16 protein-coding genes are annotated in these 23,150 nt (G+C 65.7%); 6 read left to right on the plus strand and 10 right to left on the minus strand.

Annotated features, from left to right (window positions below):
- Window positions 1-75 precede the first annotated feature (75 nt).
- The 3 genes from DFO50_RS01635 to DFO50_RS01645 are packed head-to-tail and all read left to right on the plus strand — an operon-like array spanning window position 76 to window position 2,460.
- Window positions 76-1,083, plus strand: coding sequence for a peptidase U32 family protein (locus DFO50_RS01635; protein WP_028498155.1), 1,008 nt, complete (start codon window positions 76-78; stop codon window positions 1,081-1,083).
- A gap of 38 nt (window positions 1,084-1,121) precedes the next feature.
- Entirely contained in the window at window positions 1,122-2,021 is a 900-nt protein-coding gene (locus DFO50_RS01640) for a U32 family peptidase (RefSeq protein ID WP_373280109.1), read from the plus strand.
- Window position 2,022: 1 nt separating this feature from the next.
- Window positions 2,023-2,460: an SCP2 domain-containing protein gene (locus tag DFO50_RS01645; RefSeq protein ID WP_028498157.1), complete on the plus strand. Its 438-nt coding sequence runs from the start codon at window positions 2,023-2,025 to the stop codon at window positions 2,458-2,460.
- Window positions 2,461-2,524: 64 nt separating this feature from the next.
- On the opposite strand, the gene DFO50_RS01650 is transcribed toward DFO50_RS01645, so the two are convergent.
- The 7 genes from DFO50_RS01650 to miaB form a co-directional block, all read right to left on the minus strand.
- Complete coding sequence (locus tag DFO50_RS01650; protein ID WP_107888841.1) at window positions 2,525-3,754, minus strand: MFS transporter; 1,230 nt, start codon at window positions 3,752-3,754, stop codon at window positions 2,525-2,527.
- 63 nt (window positions 3,755-3,817) lie between these two features.
- Entirely contained in the window at window positions 3,818-4,390 is a 573-nt protein-coding gene (locus DFO50_RS01655) for a xanthine phosphoribosyltransferase (RefSeq protein ID WP_028498158.1), read from the minus strand.
- A gap of 253 nt (window positions 4,391-4,643) precedes the next feature.
- Window positions 4,644-6,155, minus strand: a complete 1,512-nt coding sequence (lnt, locus tag DFO50_RS01660; protein WP_233495162.1) for an apolipoprotein N-acyltransferase — start codon at window positions 6,153-6,155, stop codon at window positions 4,644-4,646.
- Between the two features lie 94 nt (window positions 6,156-6,249).
- Window positions 6,250-7,113, minus strand: coding sequence for an HlyC/CorC family transporter (locus tag DFO50_RS01665; protein ID WP_028498159.1), 864 nt, complete (start codon window positions 7,111-7,113; stop codon window positions 6,250-6,252).
- Between the two features lie 9 nt (window positions 7,114-7,122).
- A complete protein-coding gene (gene ybeY / locus DFO50_RS01670; RefSeq protein ID WP_112691937.1) occupies window positions 7,123-7,620 on the minus strand; it encodes an rRNA maturation RNase YbeY in 498 nt (165 codons plus the stop codon).
- Window positions 7,617-8,597 (minus strand): PhoH family protein, encoded by a 981-nt coding sequence (locus DFO50_RS01675; RefSeq protein ID WP_036385123.1) that lies wholly within the window; start codon window positions 8,595-8,597, stop codon window positions 7,617-7,619. Before DFO50_RS01675 ends, ybeY begins: the two co-directional genes overlap by 4 nt.
- Before the next feature lie 37 nt (window positions 8,598-8,634).
- A complete protein-coding gene (gene miaB / locus DFO50_RS01680) occupies window positions 8,635-9,969 on the minus strand; it encodes a tRNA (N6-isopentenyl adenosine(37)-C2)-methylthiotransferase MiaB (protein WP_112691938.1) in 1,335 nt (444 codons plus the stop codon).
- Window positions 9,970-10,360: 391 nt separating this feature from the next.
- On the opposite strand from miaB, the gene DFO50_RS01685 reads away from it, so the two are divergent.
- The 3 genes from DFO50_RS01685 to DFO50_RS01695 all read left to right on the plus strand — a co-directional run bounded on the left by DFO50_RS01685 (window position 10,361) and on the right by DFO50_RS01695 (window position 14,262).
- A complete protein-coding gene (locus DFO50_RS01685) occupies window positions 10,361-11,641 on the plus strand; it encodes a cytochrome c (RefSeq protein WP_112691939.1) in 1,281 nt (426 codons plus the stop codon).
- Window positions 11,628-12,491: a c-type cytochrome gene (locus tag DFO50_RS01690; protein ID WP_199489715.1), complete on the plus strand. Its 864-nt coding sequence runs from the start codon at window positions 11,628-11,630 to the stop codon at window positions 12,489-12,491. Before DFO50_RS01685 ends, DFO50_RS01690 begins: the two co-directional genes overlap by 14 nt.
- 193 nt (window positions 12,492-12,684) lie before the next feature.
- On the plus strand, window positions 12,685-14,262 hold the full coding sequence (locus DFO50_RS01695; protein ID WP_158537387.1) for a methyl-accepting chemotaxis protein: 1,578 nt from the start codon (window positions 12,685-12,687) through the stop codon (window positions 14,260-14,262).
- Here the strand turns inward: DFO50_RS01695 and DFO50_RS01700 are convergent, their stop codons facing one another.
- From DFO50_RS01700 to DFO50_RS01710, 3 genes are read right to left on the minus strand one after another with little or no spacing between them, the layout of a single operon-like run.
- Window positions 14,263-15,696, minus strand: a complete 1,434-nt coding sequence (locus DFO50_RS01700; RefSeq protein ID WP_036385129.1) for an HlyD family type I secretion periplasmic adaptor subunit — start codon at window positions 15,694-15,696, stop codon at window positions 14,263-14,265.
- Window positions 15,693-17,828 (minus strand): type I secretion system permease/ATPase, encoded by a 2,136-nt coding sequence (locus DFO50_RS01705; protein ID WP_112691942.1) that lies wholly within the window; start codon window positions 17,826-17,828, stop codon window positions 15,693-15,695. The genes DFO50_RS01700 and DFO50_RS01705 overlap by 4 nt, the downstream gene beginning before the upstream one ends.
- Window positions 17,829-17,861: 33 nt before the next feature.
- Window positions 17,862-22,826 (minus strand): S8 family serine peptidase, encoded by a 4,965-nt coding sequence (locus DFO50_RS01710; protein WP_158537388.1) that lies wholly within the window; start codon window positions 22,824-22,826, stop codon window positions 17,862-17,864.
- Window positions 22,827-23,150: the final 324 nt, after the last annotated feature.

The raw sequence follows: 23,150 nt of genomic DNA on the forward strand, positions 1-23,150 counted from the left end.
GACTCAATGGCCCGGCGGGCCGCCTTTGCTACGCTCATTCCCATTTGCCCGCCCGGACGCCAGAACATCCCGCTTATGCGCAAAAAACCCGAACTCGTCTGCCCTGCAGGCAGTCTGCCGGCCCTGAAGGCCGCGATCGATCATGGCGCGGATACCGTGTACATGGGCCTGAAGAACAACACCAACGCGCGCAATTTCGCCGGTCTGAACTTTGACGACAAGTCGGCGCGCGACGGCATCGCCTATGCCCATGCGCGACAGCGCAAGGTGCTGATGGCCATCAATACCTATGCCCAGGCCGGAGAAATGGCCAAGTGGCACCGCGCCATCGACGAAGCGGCCGAACTCGGCATCGACGCCATCATCGTCGCCGACCTCGGCCTGCTCGACTATGCCTCGCGCCGTCATCCCGAACTGCGCCTGCACCTGTCGGTGCAGGGCTCGGCCACCAATTACGAGGCGATCAACCTTGCCCGCGAGCTGTACAACGTCCAGCGTGCGGTGCTGCCGCGCGTGCTGACGCTCGACCAGGTGCGCCACGTGATCGACCATACCGAGGTCGAGATCGAAGTATTCGGCTTCGGCAGCCTGTGCGTGATGGTCGAGGGCCGCTGCCTGCTGTCCAGCTATGCGACCGGCGAATCGCCGAACACCCACGGCGTGTGCTCGCCGGCCAAGTTCGTCAAATGGGAACGGACCGCCACCGGTACCGAAGCGCGTCTCAACGGCATCCTGATCGACCGCTACGGCAAGGACGAGGCCGCCGGCTATCCGACCCTGTGCAAGGGCCGCTTCGACGTCAACGACGAAACCTATTACGCCCTGGAAGAGCCGACCAGTCTGAACGTGCTGGAGATGCTGCCGCAGATCATGTCGATCGGCGTGTCGGCGATCAAGGTCGAGGGCCGCCAGCGCAGCCCGGCCTACGCGGCACAGGTGACCCGCGTGCTGCGCACCGCCATCGACGCCGCCTGGCAGGACGACTCGCGCTTCGTCGTGCGACCGGCGTGGCAGACGGAGCTCGGCAAGCTGTCCGAAGGCCAGCAGCAGACGCTGGGCGCCTACAACCGCCCATGGAAATAATCGCGGCCCCGCCGCCGCGATCTCCCCAACCGGATTCGATGCCCCCCATGAAACTCTCTCTCGGCCCCCTGCTGTTCTTCTGGCCACGCGAAACGGTCATGCAGTTCTACGCCGATGTCTCGCAATGCCCCGACATCGACACCATTTACCTCGGCGAGGTGGTCTGTTCCCGCCGCCAGCAGATCCGCACCGACGACTGGCTCGGTCTGGCACGCGACCTGGCCGACGCCGGCAAGGAAGTCGTGCTGTCGGCACAGGCACTGCTGGAAAGTGAATCCGACCTCAAGCGCCAGCGCAAATTCGTCCAGCATGGCGAGTTCGCCATCGAGGCCAATGACCTCGGCGCACTGAAACTGGCCCGCGATGCCGGCTGCCGGGTCATCGCCGGCCCGCACCTGAATATCTACAACGAGGACACGCTGGCCCAGGTAGTCCGTCTCGGCGCCTTCCGCTGGGTGCCGCCGGTGGAAATGCCGCGCGAGCGCATCGCCGCCGTGCTGGCGACCCGGCCGGCCGGCCTTGAATGCGAGGTATTCGCCTGGGGCAAGCTGCCGCTGGCGTTCTCGGCACGCTGCTTTACCGCCCGCCACTTCAATCTGAACAAGGATGACTGCCAGTTCCGCTGTCTGGAACACCCGGACGGCATGGAACTCGATACCCGCGAAGGCCAGGACTTCCTGACCGTCAACGGCATCCAGACCCTGTCCGGCGGCGTGATGAACCTGTGCGGCGACCTGCCCGGTCTGGCCGACGCCGGTGTCGATATCGTCCGCATCAGCCCGCAATCGCGCGATACGCTGGCGGTGGCCGCCGCGTTCCGTCAGGCCATGGCGCACGGCGCCCCGGCAGCCGGCACCGATCTGGCCGCGCTGGCGCACGCCCCGCTGGTCAACGGCTACTGGCATGGCCAGGCCGGCATCATGCAATCAGGAGCCTGAGATGAGCATTCCCGACATTACCCTGCCGGCCCCGCTCGGCAAACTGGCCCGCAAGCTGCCGCAGCGCCCGCTGTCGATGGCGCTGGTCGCCGCGCTGAACCTGGCCGGCCGGCGCGGCATCCTGCCGGCCGATTCGCTGGAGCTGCTCGAAGAGCGCACCTTCGTGGTCGAGTCCAGCGATGCCGGCCTGACCGCATCGTTCACCGTCCGCAATGGCCAGTTCGTCGCCATTGCCCGGCCGGACACGCCGGACCTGCACTTCACCGCCCGCGCCTGCGACTTTGCCCGGCTGGCGCTGCGCGAGGAAGATCCGGACACGCTGTTCTTCAACCGCAAGCTCGATATCGAGGGCGATACCGAACTGGGACTGATCGTGAAGAACATGCTCGATGCGATCGACTGGAGCGGCACGCCGCTGGCGCGTTTTATCGCCGTGTAAGGGCCTGCCAGAATGAAAAAAGCGCGACAGTGTCGCGCTTTTTCATGCCTGCTGATACCTGGCCTTACTCCGCGTCGCGCCAGGTTTCCTGCATGCCCCACGCCAGCAGCGCCGCCACGACCAGCAGTGCGAAATACGGCCAGAACGCCAGCTGGTAATCAGCCAGCGACGGTTCGGTACTGGCCAGCCAGCGGTTCGGCAGCGCCATCAGCAGCCCGGCGGCAATGAACTTGGCACCGTTGGCGATGGCGGCCGAGGTGCCGATCAGTCGCGGCTCGACCAGTTCGGCCGCGGTCACGAACGACAGCATGTGTCCCCCGGTGGCCAGCCCGATGACAAAGCAGACCACGCCGGCACTGAGCGCCGTCAGCGGCAGGAACAGCAGTGCGGCCATGCCGAGCACCAGCAGCACGGTCATCAGCAGCATCGGCAGCCGGCGCGAGTGCACCGCGTCCGACCAGCGCGCGGTCAGCGGTGCACCGACGGCCAGGCCCAGCCACAACACCGATGTCGCATAGCCGGCTTCGGTCCCGCTCAGGCCATGGGCGGCCAGGATCTTCGGCGTCCACAGCACGCCAAGCGCCAGCAGCAGACCGAACAGTACCGCCCCGGCGATCACGCCGAACCAGACTTGCGGAATGCGGCATACCGACAGGATGTCGTGCAGCACGCCGGTCACGAAACCGGCGACGCCGCCACTGGAGCGAGGCTGAGGCTGCGGGTCGCGCACCACGGCCAGCGCCACCAGTGTCAGTGCGGCACCGGCGCCGGCGGCCCACCACGACATCGCCCGCCAGTCGACATGGGCGAGGGCGGCCTGCAGGCCGGCCTGGCCCAGGGTCGAGCCGATGGCGGCGATGGCCTGCACCATGGCGAACATCAGGCCGAACCTGGCAAAACCGAACCAGCGTCCGCCAAGGAAGCCGGCGCCGACGAAACCGAACGACGAACCGATCGCCACCACCGCCTGCGCCCAGGCCAGCATGGCGAACGAATCGGCCATCGCGAACAGCGCTGCGCCGAGTGCGAAGCAGCCGATCGCCAGCGGCAGCATGATGCGCGCGCCAGCCCGGTCAAGCAGCGCGCCGGAGAACAGCTGGCTGACGGCGAACACCCAGGTGTAGATCGCGCCGAGCGCAACGACGTCGCCCAGTCCGAGCCCGGTATCGCGGGCAAGGTCGCTGTTGACGATGGCATAGCCGGTCTGGAAGTCGAACAGCAGCACGACGAACAGCGTGCCGACGATCCAGTTGGCCCAGGCGACGGGGCCGCCGAGGCGGGGAGTAACGGTCATGGGGAAGACTCTGGCTGGGAGAGAAAATGCAACGCGCCGGACTGGGCCGGCGCGAAAGGGGTATCAGTCGAAGTGGACGCGGTTGTCGTCGAAGCTCTTGATCACCGCGAGCGACTCGACCCGCACGCCGGCATCCTGGACCTTGCTGCGCCCGGGCTGGAAGCCCTTTTCGATGACGATGCCGACCGCGACCGGTACCGCACCGGCCTGGCGGACGATGTCGATCAGCCCGGTGGCCGCCGCGCCGTTGGCGAGGAAGTCGTCGATGATCAGCACGCGCTCGCCGGCACGCAGATAGCGCTTGGACACGCGGACCTTGTAGGTGGCCTGCTTGGTATACGAGTAGACCGACGATTCGTAGGCTTCGCCATCCAGGTTCAGACTCTGGGTCTTCTTGGCGAACACGACCGGGGCATGGTCGAAGTGCGGGCTGGCCGCCACGGCGACGGCAATGCCGGAAGCCTCGATGGTCAGGATCTTGTCGATGGCCTCGCCGTCGAAACGACGGGCGAATTCGGCGCCGATGGCGTCGAGCAGGCGGACATCGATCTGGTGGTTGAGAAAGTTGTCGACCTTGAGAATGTGGCCGTCGAGCAGGCGACCCTCGTCGAGGATCTTGCGCTTCAGGGTTTCCATGGCGGGAGTGGGAAATCGCGTAAAGCGCGCGATTTTACAGCAGCCACCGCTTTCGTGGGCAGGAATGGGATCAATGGCGGCGAAAAGGGCTCATGGCGGTGGGCACCGACAGCCACCGTGGCGTCGGCACACGCCCGACGGGCAGAACCTGTCGTGAGTACCGCAGTCTGGCGGATTGATTGCGCCCGGCCCCTTCCGGCCCCGCCGTCGCGTGGAGACTTCGCGGCGCTCGTCCGTTCTTCGCTACGCGGAATCAGCGCCGTCGCCGTCTGCCCGCAAACAGCCCCAGCACCAGCAGCGCCAGCACGATGACCGGGCCGTTGCCGAGCCGCATGTAGGGTGTCAGCCCGGTGCGGCCCTGCACCGTGCTTTCCAGCACCCCGCGCTGGAACTGCGGCAGGCTGGCGACGACACGACCGCGATGGTCGACCACGGCCGTCAGGCCGGTATTGGTCGCACGAATCATCGGTCGCCCGGTTTCCAGCGCGCGTGCCTGTGCCAGTTGCAGGTGCTGCCAGGCAGCATTCGAGTGACCGAACCACGCCATGTTGCTGACGTTGGCCAGCAGGGTCGCCTCGCGCGCCGGGCCGATCAGCTCTTCGCCGAAGCTGTCCTCGTAGCAGACGTTGAAGGCCACGCGCTGTCCGGCCAGCGTCATCGGCGCCTGGTTGGCGCCGCCCGGGGTAAAGCCGGCCAGCGGCATGTTCATGTAGCGGTACAGCCAGCCGGTCAGCCACGGCAGCGGGACGAACTCGCCAAACGGCACCAGGTGATCCTTGCTGTAGCGCTGCTGCCCGCCGGTCACGCTGACCACGCTGTTGTAGTAGCGGTCGCCATCGCCCCGGTCCGGCACGCCGGACACCAGTTCGGCCCCGCGCGACTCGACCAGCTTGCGCATCGCCTGCAGGTACTCGGGCGGCATCTGGTCGTACATCAGCGGGAAGGCGGTTTCCGGCAGCACGATCAGTTTGCCGCGCGCGGCCACCACCTGCTCCGCATAGACCTGCAGCGTCAGTTCAAACGAGGCCGGGTCCCATTTCATCGATTGCGGGATCGCACCCTGGGCCAGCGACACGGTCAGCGGCGCCCCCACCGGACGGGTCCACTCCACCCGGGCGAACGACGCGCCACCGGCCCACAGCACGGCGACCAGCCCGGTCGACAGTGCCGCCTGCCACGGCCGGCGCACCGTGGTCTGGCTGCCGCCGAGCAGCGACAGCAGCCAGCCGAGCACCGCGCCACTGGACGCCACCGCCCAGCTGACACCGAAGATGCCGAGCACCGGCGCATAACCGGCCAGCGGGCCATCGGGAATCTGCGTATAGCCGAGCGAGCCCCACGGGAAACCGGTGATGAGCCAGCCGCGTACCCACTCGAAGATCGTCCACAGCGCCGGCCAGGCCAGCAGCCAGGCGCCGCTGCGACGGCCGCTGGCCTGGGCCAGCCACGCCGCCAGCGCCGTGGCGACAGCCGGGAACAGCGCCAGCCAGGCCGGCAGCAGCAGGGTCAGCGGACCGGCAAACACCGCCGGCAGGCCGGCAATGTCGTGCAGGCTCAGATAGGTCCAGTAGAAGCTGGCGGTAAAGCCGCTCAGCGCCCACAGATAGGCCAGCACGAAGGCGCGGCCGGGACGGGCGGTGAACACCTGCGAGAACAGGATCGCCAGCAGCGGCAGGACCAGCCAGCCATGTCCGTACGGTGCGAGGGTGGCAGGATAGGCGAGACCGACAAGGCCGGTGAACAGAAAGGGCAGCAGACGCTTCACGGATGGGGTTCAAACAAAAAGGCCGCGCGGCCAGCCGCGCGGCGGATTGCAGACAGGGAATGACGGGCGGGCAAGGTACACCCCTGCCGGCCGCTCATTCGTCGGAAGAAGCCAGAAGCGACATCTGCTCGGGCAGGCGCTCGACCAGCAGCACCTGTACCCGCCGGCTGTCGGCCCGCTGGACGGTGAAGCGCCAGCCGGCAAACTCGACCACTTCGCCACGCTTCGGCAGATGGCCAAATTGCGCGACCACCAGGCCACCGATGGTATCGACTTCGTCATCGGGGAAATCGGTGTGGAACGCCTCGTTGAAGTCCTCGATCTCGGTGATCGCCTTGACCCGCCAGCGCCCGTTGCGGCCGGGGACGATATAGCCCTCGGTCTCGTCGAAGTCGTATTCGTCCTCGATATCGCCGACGATCTGCTCGATCACGTCCTCGATGGTCACCACGCCGGCCACGCCGCCATACTCGTCGACGACGATGGCCATGTGGTTGCGCGTCTGGCGGAACTCGCGCAGCAGCACGTTCAGGCGCTTGGATTCGGGGATGAACACCGCCGGCCGCAGGCTGTCGCGCAGGTCGAAGCCGGCCGGATCAGCGAAGTACTGCAGCAGTTCCTTGGCCAGCAGGATGCCGATCACCTCGTCCTTGCTGTCGCCGATGACCGGGAAGCGCGAGTGCGCGCACTCGAGCACGAACGGCAGGAAGGTCTCGACCGAGTCGTCGACCTGCACCACGTCCATCTGGCTGCGCGGGATCATCACGTCGCGCACGGCCAGCTCGGACACGGCCAGCACGCCCTCGATCATCGACAGCGCTTCGGCATCGAGCAGGTTGCGCTCGAAGGCGGAATGCAGCAGCGTCACGAGTTCCTTGCGGTCCTCGGGTTCGCGCAGCAGCATGGCGGACAGGCGTTCCAGCCAGCCGGGTTTGTGACTACTACTGGGGTCGTCCATAAGCGGGGTTCAACGCTCCTCGGCGTAAGGGTCGGGGTATCCCAGGCGGGCCAGGATGCGGGTTTCGAGCGACTCCATCGCTTCCGCTTCCTCGTCCGACTGGTGGTCGTGGCCCTGCAGGTGCAGGACACCGTGCACGGTCAGGTGGGCATAATGCGCTTCGATGCTCTTGCCCTGCTCTTCCGCCTCGCGCGCCACCACCGGCGCGGTCAGCACGATGTCGCCGAACAGCGGCAGGCCGGCGATGCTGTCCTCGCCCTCGCTCAGCGCAAAGGTCAGCACATTGGTCGCGTAGTCCTTGTCGCGGTACTGGTGGTTCAGCGCGCGGCCTTCTTCTTCATCGACCACGCGCAGCGACAGCTGCGCACGGCGGGTGTTGCCGAGCGCGGCGCTGATCCAGCGCGCAAAGGCCGACGGCGACGGCGTGCCGGGCGGACAGACGCTGAGTCCGACATCGAGGTCGAGTTGTTTCGGGGCGGGACGGAAGCGTGTCCTGGCAAGTTTCATGCGTGTCTTTCTTCTGCTGCGTCGCCGGTTTCGTTCCAGCGGTCATAAGCGTCGACGATCTTCTGCACCAGCGGATGGCGCACGACGTCTTCGCTGTTGAAATGGTGAAAGGCAATGCCGCGCACATTGCTGAGAATGCGTTCGACCTCGACCAGCCCGCTCTTCTGGTGCCGGGCCAGGTCGATCTGGGTCACGTCGCCGGTCACTACCGCGCGCGAGCCGAAGCCGATGCGGGTCAGGAACATTTTCATCTGTTCCGGGGTGGTGTTCTGCGCCTCGTCGAGGATGATGAAGGCGTGATTCAGCGTCCGGCCGCGCATATAGGCCAGCGGCGCGATCTCGATCAGGTTCTTCTCGAACAGTTTGGCCACCCGGTCGAAGCCCATCAGGTCATACAGCGCGTCGTACAGCGGCCGCAGATACGGGTCGACCTTCTGTGCCAGATCGCCGGGCAGGAAGCCAAGCTTCTCGCCGGCCTCGACCGCGGGACGGACCAGCACGATGCGCTTGACCGCGTCGCGCTCCATCGCGTCGACCGCACTGGCGACCGCCAGATAGGTCTTGCCGGTACCGGCCGGGCCGATGCCGAAAGTCACATCGTGATTCTGGATGGCACGGATATAGACGTTCTGCCCCGGCGTGCGGCCGAACAGGTCGCCCTTGCGCGTCATCAGCGCCGGCGTACCGCCCTCGACCTCGGCCGTGGTCTCAGGATCCATGCCGCGCTTCAGTTCGATCAGCCCGAGCTGGATATCCTCGACATCCAGCGCCCGCTGCGCGCGCAGGTAGAAAGACTCCAGCACCTGCACCGCTTCACGGGCACGGCTGCCGGCGATCTTGAATTTCTCGTTGCGGCGCGAGATGGCAACATCGAGCGCGGTTTCGATCTGCTTGAGGTTGTCGTCCAGCGCGCCGCACAGGTTCATGAGCCGCGCGTTGTCGACCGGATTGAAGGCGATATGTTCGATATGGGGCATACGGCTTGCCCCCCGCTGTGGCGAGGGGACGATGGGGTTAATCGGACTCGACGGTGAGGATTTCTCCACGCACGCTGTGAGAATAGGCTTCCGTGATGACAACTTCGATCATCGAATTCAGCAAACGCGGATGACCGACCACATTTACCACGCGATTGTTGGCGCTGCGCGCCGCCAGCTCGTTGCCGTCGCGGCGGGATACGCCCTCGACCAGCACCCGCTGCACGGTACCCACCATGGCTTCGTTGATCGCCAGTGTATTGCGGTCCAGCACGTCCGTCAGTGCCTGCAGGCGCCGGATCTTGACCTCGTGCGGCGTCGTGTCCGGCAGGTCTGCCGCCGGCGTACCGGGGCGCGGCGAGTAGATGAACACGAAGCTGGCGTCGTAGTCCAGTTCCTCGACCAGCTTGAGGGTGCGGGCGAAGTCGTCGTCGGTCTCGCCGGGGAAGCCGACGATAAAGTCCGAACTCAGGCACAGGTCCGGACGTACCGCGCGCAGCTTGCGCACGATCGATTTGTATTCGAGCACGGTATAGCCGCGCTTCATCGCCGCCAGCAGGCGGTCGGAACCGGACTGGATCGGCAGGTGCAGGTGTGACACCAGCTTCGGCAGCCGGGCGAAGCAGTCGATCAGCCGGTCGGTGAATTCACGCGGGTGGCTGGTGGTAAAGCGGATGCGCTCGACGCCGGGCACCTCGTGCACGCAGTCGAGCAGGAAGGCGAAGTCAGCGATTTCGCCATCGTCCATCCGGCCGCGATAGGCGTTGACGTTCTGGCCCAGCAGCGTGATTTCCTTGACGCCCTGCGCGGTCAGCCCGGCGATTTCGGCCAGCACGTCGGCCAGCGGCCGGCTGACTTCCTCGCCGCGCGTGTACGGCACGACACAGAAGGTACAGTACTTGGAACAGCCTTCCATGATCGACACGAAGGCGGCACCACCGTCGACCCGGGCCGGCGGCAGGTGATCGAATTTTTCGATTTCCGGGAACGAGATATCGACCTGGGCCCGGCCTTCGGCACGGCGTGCGGCAATCATTTCCGGCAGACGGTGCAGGGTCTGCGGCCCGAACACCACGTCGACGAACGGTGCGCGCCGGACAATGGCGTCCCCTTCCTGCGAGGCCACGCAGCCACCGACGCCGATCACCAGATCCGGGTTCAACTGTTTCAGGTGGCGAACGCGCCCCAGATCGGAGAACACTTTCTCCTGGGCCTTTTCCCGCACCGAACAGGTGTTGAACAGGATGATGTCCGCGTCTTCCGGCGAGTCGGTTCTGGACAGTGCCTCGCCTGCGCCGAGCACATCGGCCATCTTGTCCGAGTCGTACTCGTTCATCTGGCAGCCGAAGGTCTTGATATAGAGCTTTTTCATGCGACTTTATGAAAATAAGAAGGCAAAACCGGCCAATGCCGGTTTTTGTGCCTCGAAATGAATTCGGTTACGCGAATTGTAGCATCTGCATCAACCGGGCGAAAAACCGCCGGCCGTACAATATCCCGTCTCTGGCGCGCAGCCCCGGCCCCGGCACGGTTGATCTGCAGCAAACGGCATGCATTTGTCCGCCTGCGGCGCAGAACGACGACATTTCATGAAACCGCATCAGAATCAAACAGTTGCTTCAACCCCCTGACTGGCTAGCACATTTCCGCCTACCGGACAATTGTGTTGATCGCCTAGCCGGGTTGCGCGTCTCCCCCATGCCGGCCGGCGGGCCGATGGATAGATTGGCGGCATTCCATAGCGATTCATCCAGGGGGGTGCCATGCGACATTCAGGACTCAGCGCCGCGCTCATGCTGCTGTTGCTGCCTGCCTGCGTGCAGGCCGCGTTCAGCACGGATTCGATCAGACGCGGTCAGTACCTGGCCCGGGCCGGCGACTGTATCGCCTGCCATACCCGGCCGGGTGGCGCCGCCTACGCGGGCGGTCTGCCGTTCGACACGCCGGTCGGCCGCATCTACGCGACCAATATCACGCCCGACCGGAAAACCGGCATCGGCAACTACAGCTACGACCAGTTTGCCCGTGCGGTCCGCGAAGGCGTGGCCGCCAATGGCGACCCGCTGTACCCGGCCATGCCGTATCCGTCGTATGCCAGCGTCAGCGACGCCGACATGCGCGATCTGTACGCGTTCTTCATGGCCGGCGTGCCGGCAGTCAGCCAGCCAAACCGGGGCAGCGACATCCCGTGGCCGCTGAGCATGCGCTGGCCGCTGAAGATCTGGAACTGGCTGTTCGTCGATGCGCGGCCTTACAGGGTCCAGGCGGACAGGAGTGCGGCATGGAATCGTGGCGCCTATCTGGTCGAGGGGCTGGCCCACTGCGGTTCCTGTCACACGCCACGCGGCCTCGCCTATCAGGAAAAGGCACTGAGCGCGCGCGACGGCAGCGAGTTCCTGGCCGGCAACAATATCGGCGGCTGGTTCGCCAAGAGCCTGCGCGGCGACAAGGGCCGCGGGCTCGGCGACTGGAGCGAGGCCGATATCGTCGAATTCCTGAAAACCGGCCGCAATGACAAGAGCGCGGCATTCGGTGGCATGGCCGAGGTCATCGAGCACAGCAGCAGCCATCTGGAACGGACTGATCTGGCCGCCGTGGCGACCTATCTGAAGGCCCTGCCGGCCAGTGCCGGTGCGCCAACGGTCTATTCGGCCGCCGGCGCCCATGTCACCCGGGGCCAGTTGCGCAGCGGCGACTACCGTCAGCCGGGCGCCAGTACCTATGTCGAGTTCTGCGCCAGCTGTCACCGCGATGATGGCGGCGGCTTCCCGCGCATCTATCCGGCGCTGGCCGGCAACTCGGTACTGCTGACCGACGATACGCGCTCGCTGATCCGCATCGTGCTCGAGGGCGGGCGCATGCCGCATACCGTCGCCGACACCATGGCTTTTGCCATGCCTGGCCTGCCGCAGCTCAACAACCGCGAAACCGCCGAGGTCCTGTCCTTTATCCGCTCCAGTTGGGGCAATCACGCAAGCGCGGTCAGCGAGGCCGATGTCGCCGCTGTCCGCGAATCGCTGGAGAAATCGCATGAACGCCGCTGACCGCATCTCCGTCCTCGCCGGCTGGGCCGGCGCCGCCACCCTGGCGTTCTGCCTGGCCGCGTCGCCCGCCTGGGCGCAGCCGGCCGGCGCGCGCCCGTTCTCGCCGCCGCGCGACAGCAGCATGCCGCCCGGCGAGGCCGGCGCGCAGATCCGGCTCGGACAGCGGCTGACCAATGAGACCGCGCGCCTGCTGCCGGGCAATGTCGGCAACGCGCTCAACTGTTCGAGCTGCCACCTCGGCGCCGGCAAGGTGGCGAAGGCTTCGCCATTCGTCGGCGTCTGGAACGACTATCCCGGCTACAACCCGCGCGCCGGTCGCGACGTCACGCTGACCGAACGCATCAACGGCTGTTTCCGCCGCTCGATGAACGGCAAGCCGCTGCCGCCCGATTCGCGCGAGATGCGCGCAATGCTGGCCTATATGCGCTGGCTGTCGGCCGACGTGCCGCGCGGTGACAGGACCGGTCGCGGCATCGGCAAGATCAACAAGGATCTGGTTCCCGATCCGGTACGCGGCAAGGCGGTATACGCCGCCAGTTGCGCCAGCTGTCACGGCGACGACGGGCAGGGCAGGAAGCGGGATGGCGAGTTCGTGTTCCCGCCGCTGTGGGGCCCCCAGTCCTTCAATATCGGCGCCGGCATGGCCCGGACCTATACCGCCGCGGCCTTCGTGCTGCACAACATGCCGATTGCGCACGGACTGAATGCCCCGCTGGGTCAGGGCGGCGCGCTGAGCCCGCAGGACGCCGTCGACGTGGCCGAATATTTCACCCACCAGCCGCGACCCGATTTCCCCGACCGATTGAAAGACTGGCCGAAAGGAGGCAAACCCAAAGACGCCCGCGATTGATTCTCCAGGTTTTTTTCAAGGTTACTTTTCCCGCCAGCCATGGCGGGTTTTTTTTGCCCGGCGCCCGCCCGGCGCTAAGGATTTTGCAGTGCATGGCAAAGCCGCATGCTATTGTCGTAGTTACTCCAACCGACAATGAAAGAGCGGCATGCGGCTGTCAATGAATCGGGTCGGGCCCCTGTTGAAGGGTTTCATGCTGCTCAGCATCGGTCTGATTCTGGCGCTGACCATCGTCCCGCTGCTGCGTCTGCAACAGTTGTCCGCCCTGTACGATACCAACCGCAATGTGGTCGAGCCGCTGGTCGCCGATCTGGCCGAGGTCCGCTACGACTTCGTGCAGATCCAGCAGTTCATGACCGACACCGCCGCCACTGGCAACGCCGACAGTCTGAAGGAAGCCGCCAAGGCCCGCGATGACGCACTGGCCCGCCTCGACGATATCGCCAGGCTGGCCCCGCCCCTGCGCGACGACAGCCAGGCACTCGCCAGTGCGGCCCGGCATCTGTACGACACCGGCATCCGCATGGCCGCCGCCTACCAGCAGAGCCGCGAAGCCGGCAATGCCATCATGCAGGCGCCCGATGGCTTCGATGCCCAGACCAGCGCGTCGGACCAGCGCCTGCAGGCCCTGCGCGAGAAAATTGTCACCGAAGCCCGGGACAGCGGGGCAAAACAGCTCAACGCTCTCGACATGACGCGCTACGGGCTGATCCTGCTGTGCCTGATCTCGCTGGCGGTGGTCATCATCGCCTCGTGGGGTCTGTACCGCAGCATTTTCCGCCAGCTCGGCTGCGAACCGGTCACGGCACGCAAGCTGACCCAGTCGATTGCTGATGGCGACTTTACCCACACCATCAAGACCGGCGCCTCCAGCGAGAACAGCCTGCTGACGGCACTGGTCAACATGCAGTCGCGCTGGCGCGACATTCTGTCCCGGCTGAACCAGCAGGCGCAGGTACTGCAGCGCGTCTCGGTCGATGTCGGTGCACACGCGCATTCGCTCAGCGGCAACAGCCGCCAGCAAACGCTGGCCACCGATGCCATCGCGTCGGCGACCGAGCAGTTGTCGGTCGCCATCGACACCATGCTCGACGCGACGCGCAAGGTCGAGGAAAGCGGCGAATCGGCATTGCAGGGCGAGGCCAGCATCCGCAGTGTGGTCAATCTGGTGACCCATGCTGCGACAACGGTCGGCCAGGCTGCCGACGAGATCCAGCAACTCGACGAGAAGATCGTCGAAATCGACCATATCGTGCAGTTGATCCGCGACGTGGCCGACCAGACCAATCTGCTGGCGCTGAATGCCGCCATCGAGGCGGCGCGCGCCGGCGAATCCGGTCGCGGTTTCGCCGTGGTGGCGGACGAAGTCCGCAAACTGGCCGAGCGCACGGCGACCGCGACCGAATCGATCAACCGGGTCACCATCGACGTGACCGGCCTGACCCGCCAGGCGGTCAGGAGCATTCACGACGGGGCCGAGCAGGTGCAAAGCACCGTCAGCGACGCAAACCAGGCGCTGGCCATCATGAGCGATGTCCGCCAGGACGCCGACACGGCGCGCAGCGAGCTGGGCCGCATCCTGGCCGCCCTGAGCGAAACCCGGACCGGCGCGCTCGATATCGCCAGGCGTGTCGAGCAGGTCGCCAGCATGACCGCCAACAATCACCAGGCCACGGAGAATCTGGCCAGCACCACCGACACGCTGAATGCAACGGTCGAGGCGCTGGAGCAGACCGTCGCCATCTTCCGCCTGCCGGCCAGCCACACCTGATCAGCGTTCCTGCAGGCTTTCGTCCCGGTACTGCTGCAGCGGGCTGAGGAAGAAATCGATCACCCGGCGCGTGCCGGTCCTGATCTCGGCCGAGACCGCCATGCCCGGCGCCAGCCCGACCTCGCGCCCGTCGACACGGATCGACGTCCGGTGCAGCCGGATCCGGGCCGCATAGACCAGCCCGCGCCGCTCATCGTTGATCGCATCGTGCGACACCGAAACGACCGTTGCCGGGATCGTGCCGTAGCGGGTGAACTGGAAGGTCTCCACCTTGATCTCGGCCAACTGCCCGGCATGGACGAAACCGACATCCTTGTTGGCGACAAACGCCTCCACCTCCAGCGCGCCGTCCCGCGGCACCACCAGCATCAGCGGCTGGGCCGGCGTCACCACCCCGCCGACGGTATGCACTGCCAGTTGCTGGACCGTCCCGTCCACCGGTGCGGTCAGCGTCATCCAGCGGGTTCGCATGTCGGCCTTGATGCGGTCCTGCTCCAGTGCCGCGGTTTTCTGCAGGCTGTCGTTGATGCCCTGCAGCTGAATCCGGCGCGTCTCCGTGTCCAGCTCGACCAGGCGCGCCCGCGCCTCGCCAAGCGCTTCCGTCGTTTCCTGCTGCCGGCTGCGCTGCGCCGCCAGGTCCGCCTCCAGCTCTATCCTGGCCTGCTCGCGCTCCATATAGCCATGGCGGGAGACGAACTGCCGTTCGGCCAGATCCTTGTACGATGCCTCGCGCTGACGGGCAAACGGCAGCGTCAGCTCCAGCTTGTGGACCAGGGCCTGCGAGGCTTTCAGTTCGGCCTCGCGCCGCGCCACTTCCGCCTCGATCCGCCGCCGCCGGGCAACAAACTCGTCGAACTGCCCCTGTGCCAGCCGGATGGCCTCGCTCCACAGCGCATCATCCACACCGGCAGGCCGTGCCATGGCCGGCAGACGGCCCAGCCCCAGCCCCGCCAGCATGGCCTGGCTGCGTGCGAGCTGCGCACTGACCACGGCCAGCTCGCCCCGGATCCGGTCCCGGTCGGCATGCACGCCGGTCGTGTCCAGCGCAATCAGCACCTCGCCGGCCCTGACTCGCTGCCCGTCGGCGACCCGGATCTGGCGAACGACCGCCGCCTCCATCGACTGGATGGTCTTGGTATGCCCGTTCGGAATGACCTTGCCGCCCGCCACCGCCACCACGTCGACCTGGCCGATGCAGGACCACAGCAGGGCGATCAGCAGGAATCCGATCAGCAGCCACATTGCCAGCCGCGGCAGCGGCGACACCGGGGTGTCCTGCAGGGCCAGCGCAGCGGGCAGGAATTCCCTTTCCTGTGCCAGCCGCCGTGGCGGGTCCAGCAGCTTGCGCTGGCGCCACGTCAGCCGCCAGACATCGGCATGCTGCCTCAGGACCAGCAGTGCAGCCTGCAGGCCGACACGGATCCGGCCCCTCATGTTTCCCCCTGCTGCAGGCGGTGCAGCCCGGCATACACCCCGCCGGGGATCGCCAGCAGTGCCGCATGCGCCCCCTGTTCGACGATCTCGCCGTCATCCATCACCACGATGCGGTGGGCATCGCGCACGGCGGACAGGCGGTGCGCAATGATGATGACGGTTCGTCCCTGACAGATAGCCCGCATGTTTTCCTGGACGATGCGCTCGGATTCGTAATCCAGCGCGCTGGTGGCCTCGTCCAGCACCAGGACGCGCGGCCGGCCCATCAGCGCACGGGCAATGGCAATGCGCTGCCGTTGCCCGCCGGACAGGCTCGCCCCCTGTTCGCTGACCGGCGTGTCGTATGCCTCCGGCAGCGAAGCAATGAAGTCATGCGCGCCGGCCAGCCGGCTTGCGGCCATGACGGCTTCCAGGCTGGCACCGGGGTCGGCCAGCGCAATGTTTTCCCGGATGGACCGGTTGAACAGGATGTTCTCCTGCAGCACGACACCAATCTGTCGACGCAGCGATGACGCGTCGACCAGCGCCAGATCCATGCCGTCCACCAGCACCCGGCCGCGCGACGGCACATACAGCCGCTGCACCAGCCGGGTCAGCGTGCTCTTGCCCGAGCCCGAACGGCCAACGATGCCGATGACCTCACCCGGCGCGATCGCCAGCGTGACGTTCTTCAGTACATCCGGCCCATCCGGCCCATAACGGAAGAACACCTGCTCGAAGCGGATGTCGCCACCCAGCGTCGGCATCATGGTCCTGTTGCCGGCCGCCTCGGTCGGCGCATTCAGGATGTCGCCCAGCCGCTGCATCGAAATGCCGACCTGCTGGAAATCGGTCCACAGCCGGGCCAGCCGCATGACCGGCTGTGCCACATGGCCGGCCAGCATGTTGAAGGCCACCAGTTGCCCGACGGTCAGCTGCTGCTCCAGCACCAGCCGCGCCCCGAGCCACAGCGTGGCGACGGTGACCAGCTTGCCGATCAGCCCCACCCCGGCATGCGCCAGCGTGCCGACGGCCCCGGCCCGGAAGCTGGATGTCACATAGGCGGCCAGTTGCCGGTCCCAGTGCCGGGTCAGTTGCGGCTCGACCGCCATCGACTTGATCGTCGCCACGGCGGAAACCGACTCGACCAGAAACGCCTGGTTCTCCGCGCCGCGATTGAAATTCTCGTCCAGTCTCGCGCGCAATACCGGCGTCACCAGCAGCGACAGCATGACGTAGCATGGCAACGAGGCCAGCACCACCAGTGTCAGCCAGGCGCTGTAGAACAGCATGACGACGATGAACAGCAGCGAAAAGACCAGGTCCAGGATCAGGGTGATCGCATTGCCGGTCAGAAATGCGCGGATATTTTCCAGCTCGCGCACCCGGGCCACCGAATCCCCCACCCGGCGGGCCAGAAAATAGGACAGCGGCAGTTTCAGCAGATGGCGGAACAGCACTGCGCCCAGCTCGACGTCGATGCGGCTGGCCGTATGGGCGAAAACATAATCGCGCAAGGCGCCCAGCACCGACTCGAAGATGACCACGACCAGAAACGCGGTGGCCACCACGTCGAGCGTCGACAGTCCGTTATGCGGCAGCACCTTGTCCATCACCACCTGGAAAAACAGCGGCGTGATCAGGGCAAAGCACTGCAGCGCAACACTGACCAGCAGTGTTTCCAGCAGCAGCCGGCGGTATTTGACGATCGCCGGGATGAACCAGCTGAAATCGAAACGGCCGAGACGGGACAGCACTGATGCCCGCGAGGTGAACAGGATCAGTTCGTCGCAGCCCCGCGCCCGCAACGCCGCCAGCGACAGTCGTTCCGGCTGCGGCTGGCAAGGGTCGTGGATCAGTGCGCTGTCCCGGTCAACGCGGGCCAGCAGATAGAAGCGCCCGTCTGCATCCTGGGCCAGTGCCGGCAGCGGTGTGCGCGCCAGTCTGTCGGCCGGAACCCGGACCGCACGGGCATGCAGCGCCAGCGAGCGGGCCGCCAGCAGGATATCGGCAGTGCCGAAGCGCCCCCCGTCAGGCATGAACTGATGGGCCAGTTGCACCGGATCGGCAATCTTGCCATGCAGCCGGGCCATCATCGCCAGGCAGATCAGGCCGGTGTCGGGCAGCACCTCGACCGCGGACTTATCCGGCATGGCGCAGCACCGGGCAGAGAGAAAGCGACGCCCTCATCGCCAGCTGCTGGCGACGAGGCTGGCCAGCACCGGATGATTGGCCATCGGCAGGCTCTGCTGCCCCATCGGCGGCGGCGCAAAGCGGGCCATGGCCTCGATCAGCTGATCGACCTGGTGGCTGAGCAACTGCTTGCCATTCTGGAGCTCGATCGCATAATCGTAGCGCACCGCCGCCGCCGCCGGCCCGGCGCCAGCCAGGGTGACGCTGTCGCCGGTACCGATCACGCCGACATTCACGTCCCCCGCGTCGCTCCGCCGGAACCAGAGCTGCTCCATGCCGATATCCGGACCAAAGCGCAGGATGTCATCGTCCCAGTCGAAATCGCCGATGACATCCCGCCCGTCCCCACGGCCGAACTGGAACACGTCCCCCCCCATCCCGCCGTACAGAAGGTCGTCCCCCCGACCGCCGCTCAGTCTGTCCGGCCCGTCCAGACCGTATATCCGGTCATCGCCGGCGCCGCCGGACAGCCGGTTTGCCAACGCGTTGCCGGTCAGGTTGTTGTCCAGATCATTCCCGTTGCCATCCTGCGAGGCCGACCCGCTCAGCACCAGGTCTTCGACATGCGACGGCAGGGTGAACGAGAGCGTGGCGAAAACAGTATCGTGCCCCTGCCCGGCCAGTTCGATAACCCGGTCGGCACTGTCATCGACCCGGTAGCCATCGTTCCCCTCTCCGCCAAGCAGGGTGTCGCTGCCGGCACGGCCATCCAGCAGGTTGGCGGCACCATTGCCGACCAGGCGGTTGCTGCCGGCATTGCCGGTGCCGTCGATGTCCCCGTTACCGGTCAGCTCCAGCCATTCGACCTCGTCCGGCAAGGTGAAATCGATGCGCGAACGCACCAGGTCATGGCCCCCGCCCGCCAGTTCAATCACCCTGTCGCCGGCATCATCCACGTCATAGGTGTCGTCGCCAGCACCGCCCTCCATCCGGTCGGCCCCCGGACCGCCAATCAGCCGATTGCCGCCGGCGTCACCAAGCAGCGTATCGGCAGCACCGGTGCCGGCAATGACCGGTACCGGCAATGCGGCAGGGGCGAATCGCTCAAGCAGCACAGGCGGCGCACCGACGCGCGGCGGGCCGGGGGGATGGTCGGGCGGCGGCACGGCGGTTCCGGGTGAGGCGAAGATGAAATTGCGTTCACTGAGGGCTTCCGGAGAAACGTTGTACAGATTCACTATCAGCGACTGCCCGCCCTGCTCGGCAGCCACCTGGGTCAACTGTCCATCCCAGCCAAACGTCCTGTATGCCACGCGTATGCGCAACTGTCCGATATCGTGCAGCCCGCCGAACTGGCTCAGGTCGATCGTATCGGCCTCCGGGTCGAAATCGATGATCAGGTTGGACACCCTGATGGTCACGGAGGCGAGCAGGCTGACCCACCAGTTCGGCCGTGTATTGGCCAGCACCAGAAAACGATCAGGCCCTTTTCCGCCGAGAAATGCACCGTCGCCAATCTCGCCGGTTTTATGATTGACACGTCCCCGGCGCGCATCCAGTATCCGTTCGCCCTCGATCAGTGGTGTCGCATGCCTTGCCTGTTGCCATTGCTGCAACTGCGCACGGTCGGCAAAATCGATGATTCTGCTGTCAGGCTTCATCAATCCGTCCATGATCAACAGTGTCTGGCCATTGCCCAGCTCAATCAGGGTTTCCGGTCCGGTTTCCTTCGTCCTTCGGCTGGTGTACTTCCTGCCCGCCAGCAGGTTCGGGGTGAACCCGACCAGCGCCACGATATCCCCCTCCCCAGCTTCGCTGGAGGTGAGATCCAGGATCACGTCCTGTGCATTCGCCTCCGGCTCAATGATGAACAGGTCGGCCCCGCCGCCGCCTGTCATCCGGTCGTTCCCCGGCCCGCCTTCCAGCGTATCCCCCCCGCCAGCCCCGTACAGCCGGTCATCACCACGCCCCCCGCGCAGCAGATTGGCGCCCTCGTTGCCATGAATGCTGTCGTCAAACCCGCCCGCCAGCACGTCTTCGATCTGCCGGCCGTCAATCAGGGTCAGCGCCGTACCGGCAAGCGTCGCCGTACTCCGTTTGAGATCGACCTGGCAGGCGCCGGACAAGGCGGCCAGGTTCAGCGTGTCATGCCCGCCATTGTCATCCGACAGGCAGTTGCGCAATGGATCTGATGCCAGCGCCGCATACTCGTCGGTGTACACGTAATGATCGTCCGCCAGCCCGGCAGACCCGAATACATTGAAGCTCCAGTGCTCCAGCGTGCCGGTATTCGCCGCCCCGCGGTCGCTGATTTCAAGTGTCCAGACGCCATTCGGGTCCTCGCCGCGATGGTGCGTGCTCGAAAACACGAAATCCAGATGGTTAGTGTCATTGAAGTGGCGGCTGCCGTGCTGCGTCCCTTCTCCAGGCCGCCTGCTCTTGCCAGGCCGGTCCATGAGGATCGATTCGGTCCCCGACGGTGACACCAGCTTCAGCACCAGATCGCCGGCATGCTCGTGCGTCAGCACTACCCTGACTGCCACCGTCTCGACCTGCAGGTCGAGGCCCGTCACCTGCAGGCTGTGGCGAACCCCGTTTTCCTGGTAATCGGGGATGGCCATGGCCAGCGTGCCGGAAGCCAGCGCACTGCTCATCGAGGATTCGTTGTAAGCGGTACGCTGCCTGTTCCAGGTTTCGGCCAGACGCACGGCAGCAAGGGCGTCCACCGAGCCAAAACCGTAGTCGTGGCTGACATGCATGCTGCCGCCATTCCAGCTTCGGCTGCCATTTTCCTGCCAGTCTCCCTGCCCGGTACGCCGCGCCGACAATGCCAGGATGTCCTGAACATCGCGATAGCCGAGATGCGGATTCGCCTCCAGCATCAGGGCCACCGTCCCCGCCACAATGGGGGCGGCAAAGCTGGTCCCTCTCACCGAGTCCAGCTCCGCCCCCGTAATCGAGCCATTGTCGAGCTGCACCCGGCGCTGGGCCGACACGATGCTCATGCCCGGCGCACTGACCAGCACATTGGCCCCGGGGTTGGAAAAGCGCTTGCCATCTGTCCGCAGGATGGACAGGTCGCTGGCCGGATCAAGCGCCGCCACGACGACGTTCGTCCGGCTGTTGGTCATGTTGGAGTAATTGGCATTGCCGCCGCCGGCCCAGCCATTGCCGGCCGACACCACGTTCGTCGTTCCCAGCCCGCCCCGGCCATTGCGGACCGCGGCCAGGTAATCGCTGAATATCCTGTCCACCTCCGCGGAGAAATAAGACAGGCTGAATGGCTGCCGCAGCGACCAGCTATGGTTGACCACATCGTATCCAGGCATGCTAGACAGTGACGCAAAGTCCCCCCCGGTGAGCCAGTGTCCGCCCATCGTGGCGCCATAAGCCACGCCGACACCGCCATCGCCATTGCGCGCTGCCACCATCACGCCGGCCACCTGGGTGGCGTGCCGGCTGTACTCCCCGTCGCTGCCTATCCCGGCCAGCCGGCCCGGACGCGCCTCGGCCAGCCAGACCGGATCCAGGCGGGCCCGCAGCTCCGGGTGGTGCATATCCATGATTTCCTTGCTGCGGGCATGAATGTCAGAGGGTTCGTACATGCCGATGCGCACCCCCCGGCCGGTGTAGTCGCGCCACACGGGCAGCACCCGCGCCTCTTGCAGATGCCATTGCCGGTACAGGGCCGGATCATCGGGCAGGTCCGGCGTCAGCAGCATGACCTCGGCAGCCATGCGCGCCGACTCATCGCCGGCGCCGCTCCGCAGGGTGGCGGCCCTGTGCCCCCGGGCATCCGCAATGGTGTACTTGAAGCGCATGAGGCCGCCGAAGCCGGGCTGCGGTACAAATGTCACGTCGCCATTCGGCTCCAGGCTGACCGTACCCCCGACCGCGCCGGACAGCGAACTGATCCGGAGCGCGTCCTGCTGCCAGTCGACATCGTTTCCCAGCAGTTGCCTGGCAGCCAGCACGAAGGCGCCCTGCCGTCCCAGCCGCAGGCCATCACGATCATGGGTCAGGACATCCGTGGCCGGGAGCGGGGCATCCGGCCCGCTGAGGGTCAGGTCCGGGATGTTGTTCATTCTAAAGTCGATGAAATGCAGCTTTTCGACATTCTTCAGCAGGTTGTCGCCATCCCGGCCGTTCACGGTATCAATAATGCGGATCCGCCCGGCGTCCTCCCGCGACAACCGGTACTCTGCAAACAGGCCGGACAACCGGACGATATCCTGCCCCTCGCCGCCATCAATGACATTGCAGCCCGGCCCGCCCTGCAGGATGTCGTCGCCAGCCCCGCCATACAGCCTGTCGTCGTCCAGCCCGCCATCCAGGTAGTCATGGCCCGCGCCACCATAAAGACGGTCCTGCCCCCGGTGCCCGCGCAGGATGTCGTTTCCGTCCCGGCCATGCAGCCAGTCTGCCCCTTCACCGCCGGACAGGGCATCGTTGGCCGCACCGCCATGCACCTGGTCATCACCATCACCACCGTGAACGAACAGGCTGTCCCGGTACTGATCATTGACCCACAGCACATCGGCACCGGCGCTGCCCAGTACCGCAAGTCCGGCCCCCGGGCCAACATTGCCCAGGTTCTTGCTCACGCCGGCATCACCGGTCAGCTGTACGATGCCGACATCGAGAACGGACCGGCTCGGTTCACCGGTCTGCCACAGCATGGCGTCGTGCCCCTCACTGCCGAGAAGAAACGGGGATGGCGGGAGGGGCAGCGGATTGCCGTTGTTGGGCTTCAGGCCGTCGGCCAGGATCCAGACGGCGGCGGCATGGCCGGCAAAGCGGGTCGTCGCCGACAGCCCCAGCTCCAGCCAGTCCTCGTCCACAATCAGTCGCCAGCCGAAACCGCTTTCGAGCTGGCGCTGGCCCGGCTGGTTGCGGCCGGCATATACGTCAAATGCATTGATTACCGGAGAAGGAGGAACGTCTGGCACGCTCCCGGCCGTCTGCGCCAGACGGACCTGAATGTCGTCCGCCACTGTGCGTTCTGTCCGTTCGTTCATTGCTGCATCGCTCCTCAGTGCCACCGGCATCGTTACGCTGGAGGCATTAAAGGCCAGAGTCGTGCGGCTTTTCTATAGGACGAATCTGAAATTCGGCATAGCAGAAACTGCTTGAACCTGCGGCGAACAGACAGTGAACGGCACGAGGTCTGATATGACTCGTCCCGGCCGGGAGTAACTCTCTGTGTGCTGTTTATGAAAGGGCCTGGTCAGGGCATACTGCCCGTCCCTATTCATTCAGTATTTTCAGTATGCCAATACGCTTTCCGCAATTCCGTACTGTTTCGGCGCAGGCCATATGGGCACTGCCTCTCGTCGCCCTGC

It is taken from the genome of Microvirgula sp. AG722 (assembly GCF_003269145.1).
GTDB lineage: Bacteria > Pseudomonadota > Gammaproteobacteria > Burkholderiales > Aquaspirillaceae > Microvirgula > Microvirgula aerodenitrificans.

Excerpts from the sequence above, each read along its gene's own strand:
- DFO50_RS01645 (WP_028498157.1), top strand. The coding sequence starts at position 2,023 with ATGAGCATTCCCGACATTACCCTGCCGGCCCCGCTCGGCAAACTGGCC.
- DFO50_RS01710 (WP_158537388.1), bottom strand. The coding sequence starts at position 22,826 with ATGAACGAACGGACAGAACGCACAGTGGCGGACGACATTCAGGTCCGT.
- DFO50_RS01635 (WP_028498155.1), top strand. The coding sequence starts at position 76 with ATGCGCAAAAAACCCGAACTCGTCTGCCCTGCAGGCAGTCTGCCGGCC.
- DFO50_RS01675 (WP_036385123.1), bottom strand. The coding sequence starts at position 8,597 with ATGCCCCATATCGAACATATCGCCTTCAATCCGGTCGACAACGCGCGG.
- miaB (WP_112691938.1), bottom strand. The coding sequence starts at position 9,969 with ATGAAAAAGCTCTATATCAAGACCTTCGGCTGCCAGATGAACGAGTAC.
- DFO50_RS01690 (WP_199489715.1), top strand. The coding sequence starts at position 11,628 with ATGAACGCCGCTGACCGCATCTCCGTCCTCGCCGGCTGGGCCGGCGCC.
- DFO50_RS01665 (WP_028498159.1), bottom strand. The coding sequence starts at position 7,113 with ATGGACGACCCCAGTAGTAGTCACAAACCCGGCTGGCTGGAACGCCTG.
- DFO50_RS01640 (WP_373280109.1), top strand. The coding sequence starts at position 1,122 with ATGCCCCCCATGAAACTCTCTCTCGGCCCCCTGCTGTTCTTCTGGCCA.
- DFO50_RS01695 (WP_158537387.1), top strand. The coding sequence starts at position 12,685 with ATGCTGCTCAGCATCGGTCTGATTCTGGCGCTGACCATCGTCCCGCTG.
- DFO50_RS01705 (WP_112691942.1), bottom strand. The coding sequence starts at position 17,828 with ATGCCGGATAAGTCCGCGGTCGAGGTGCTGCCCGACACCGGCCTGATC.
- ybeY (WP_112691937.1), bottom strand. The coding sequence starts at position 7,620 with ATGAAACTTGCCAGGACACGCTTCCGTCCCGCCCCGAAACAACTCGAC.
- DFO50_RS01655 (WP_028498158.1), bottom strand. The coding sequence starts at position 4,390 with ATGGAAACCCTGAAGCGCAAGATCCTCGACGAGGGTCGCCTGCTCGAC.
- DFO50_RS01650 (WP_107888841.1), bottom strand. The coding sequence starts at position 3,754 with ATGACCGTTACTCCCCGCCTCGGCGGCCCCGTCGCCTGGGCCAACTGG.
- DFO50_RS01700 (WP_036385129.1), bottom strand. The coding sequence starts at position 15,696 with ATGAGGGGCCGGATCCGTGTCGGCCTGCAGGCTGCACTGCTGGTCCTG.
- DFO50_RS01685 (WP_112691939.1), top strand. The coding sequence starts at position 10,361 with ATGCGACATTCAGGACTCAGCGCCGCGCTCATGCTGCTGTTGCTGCCT.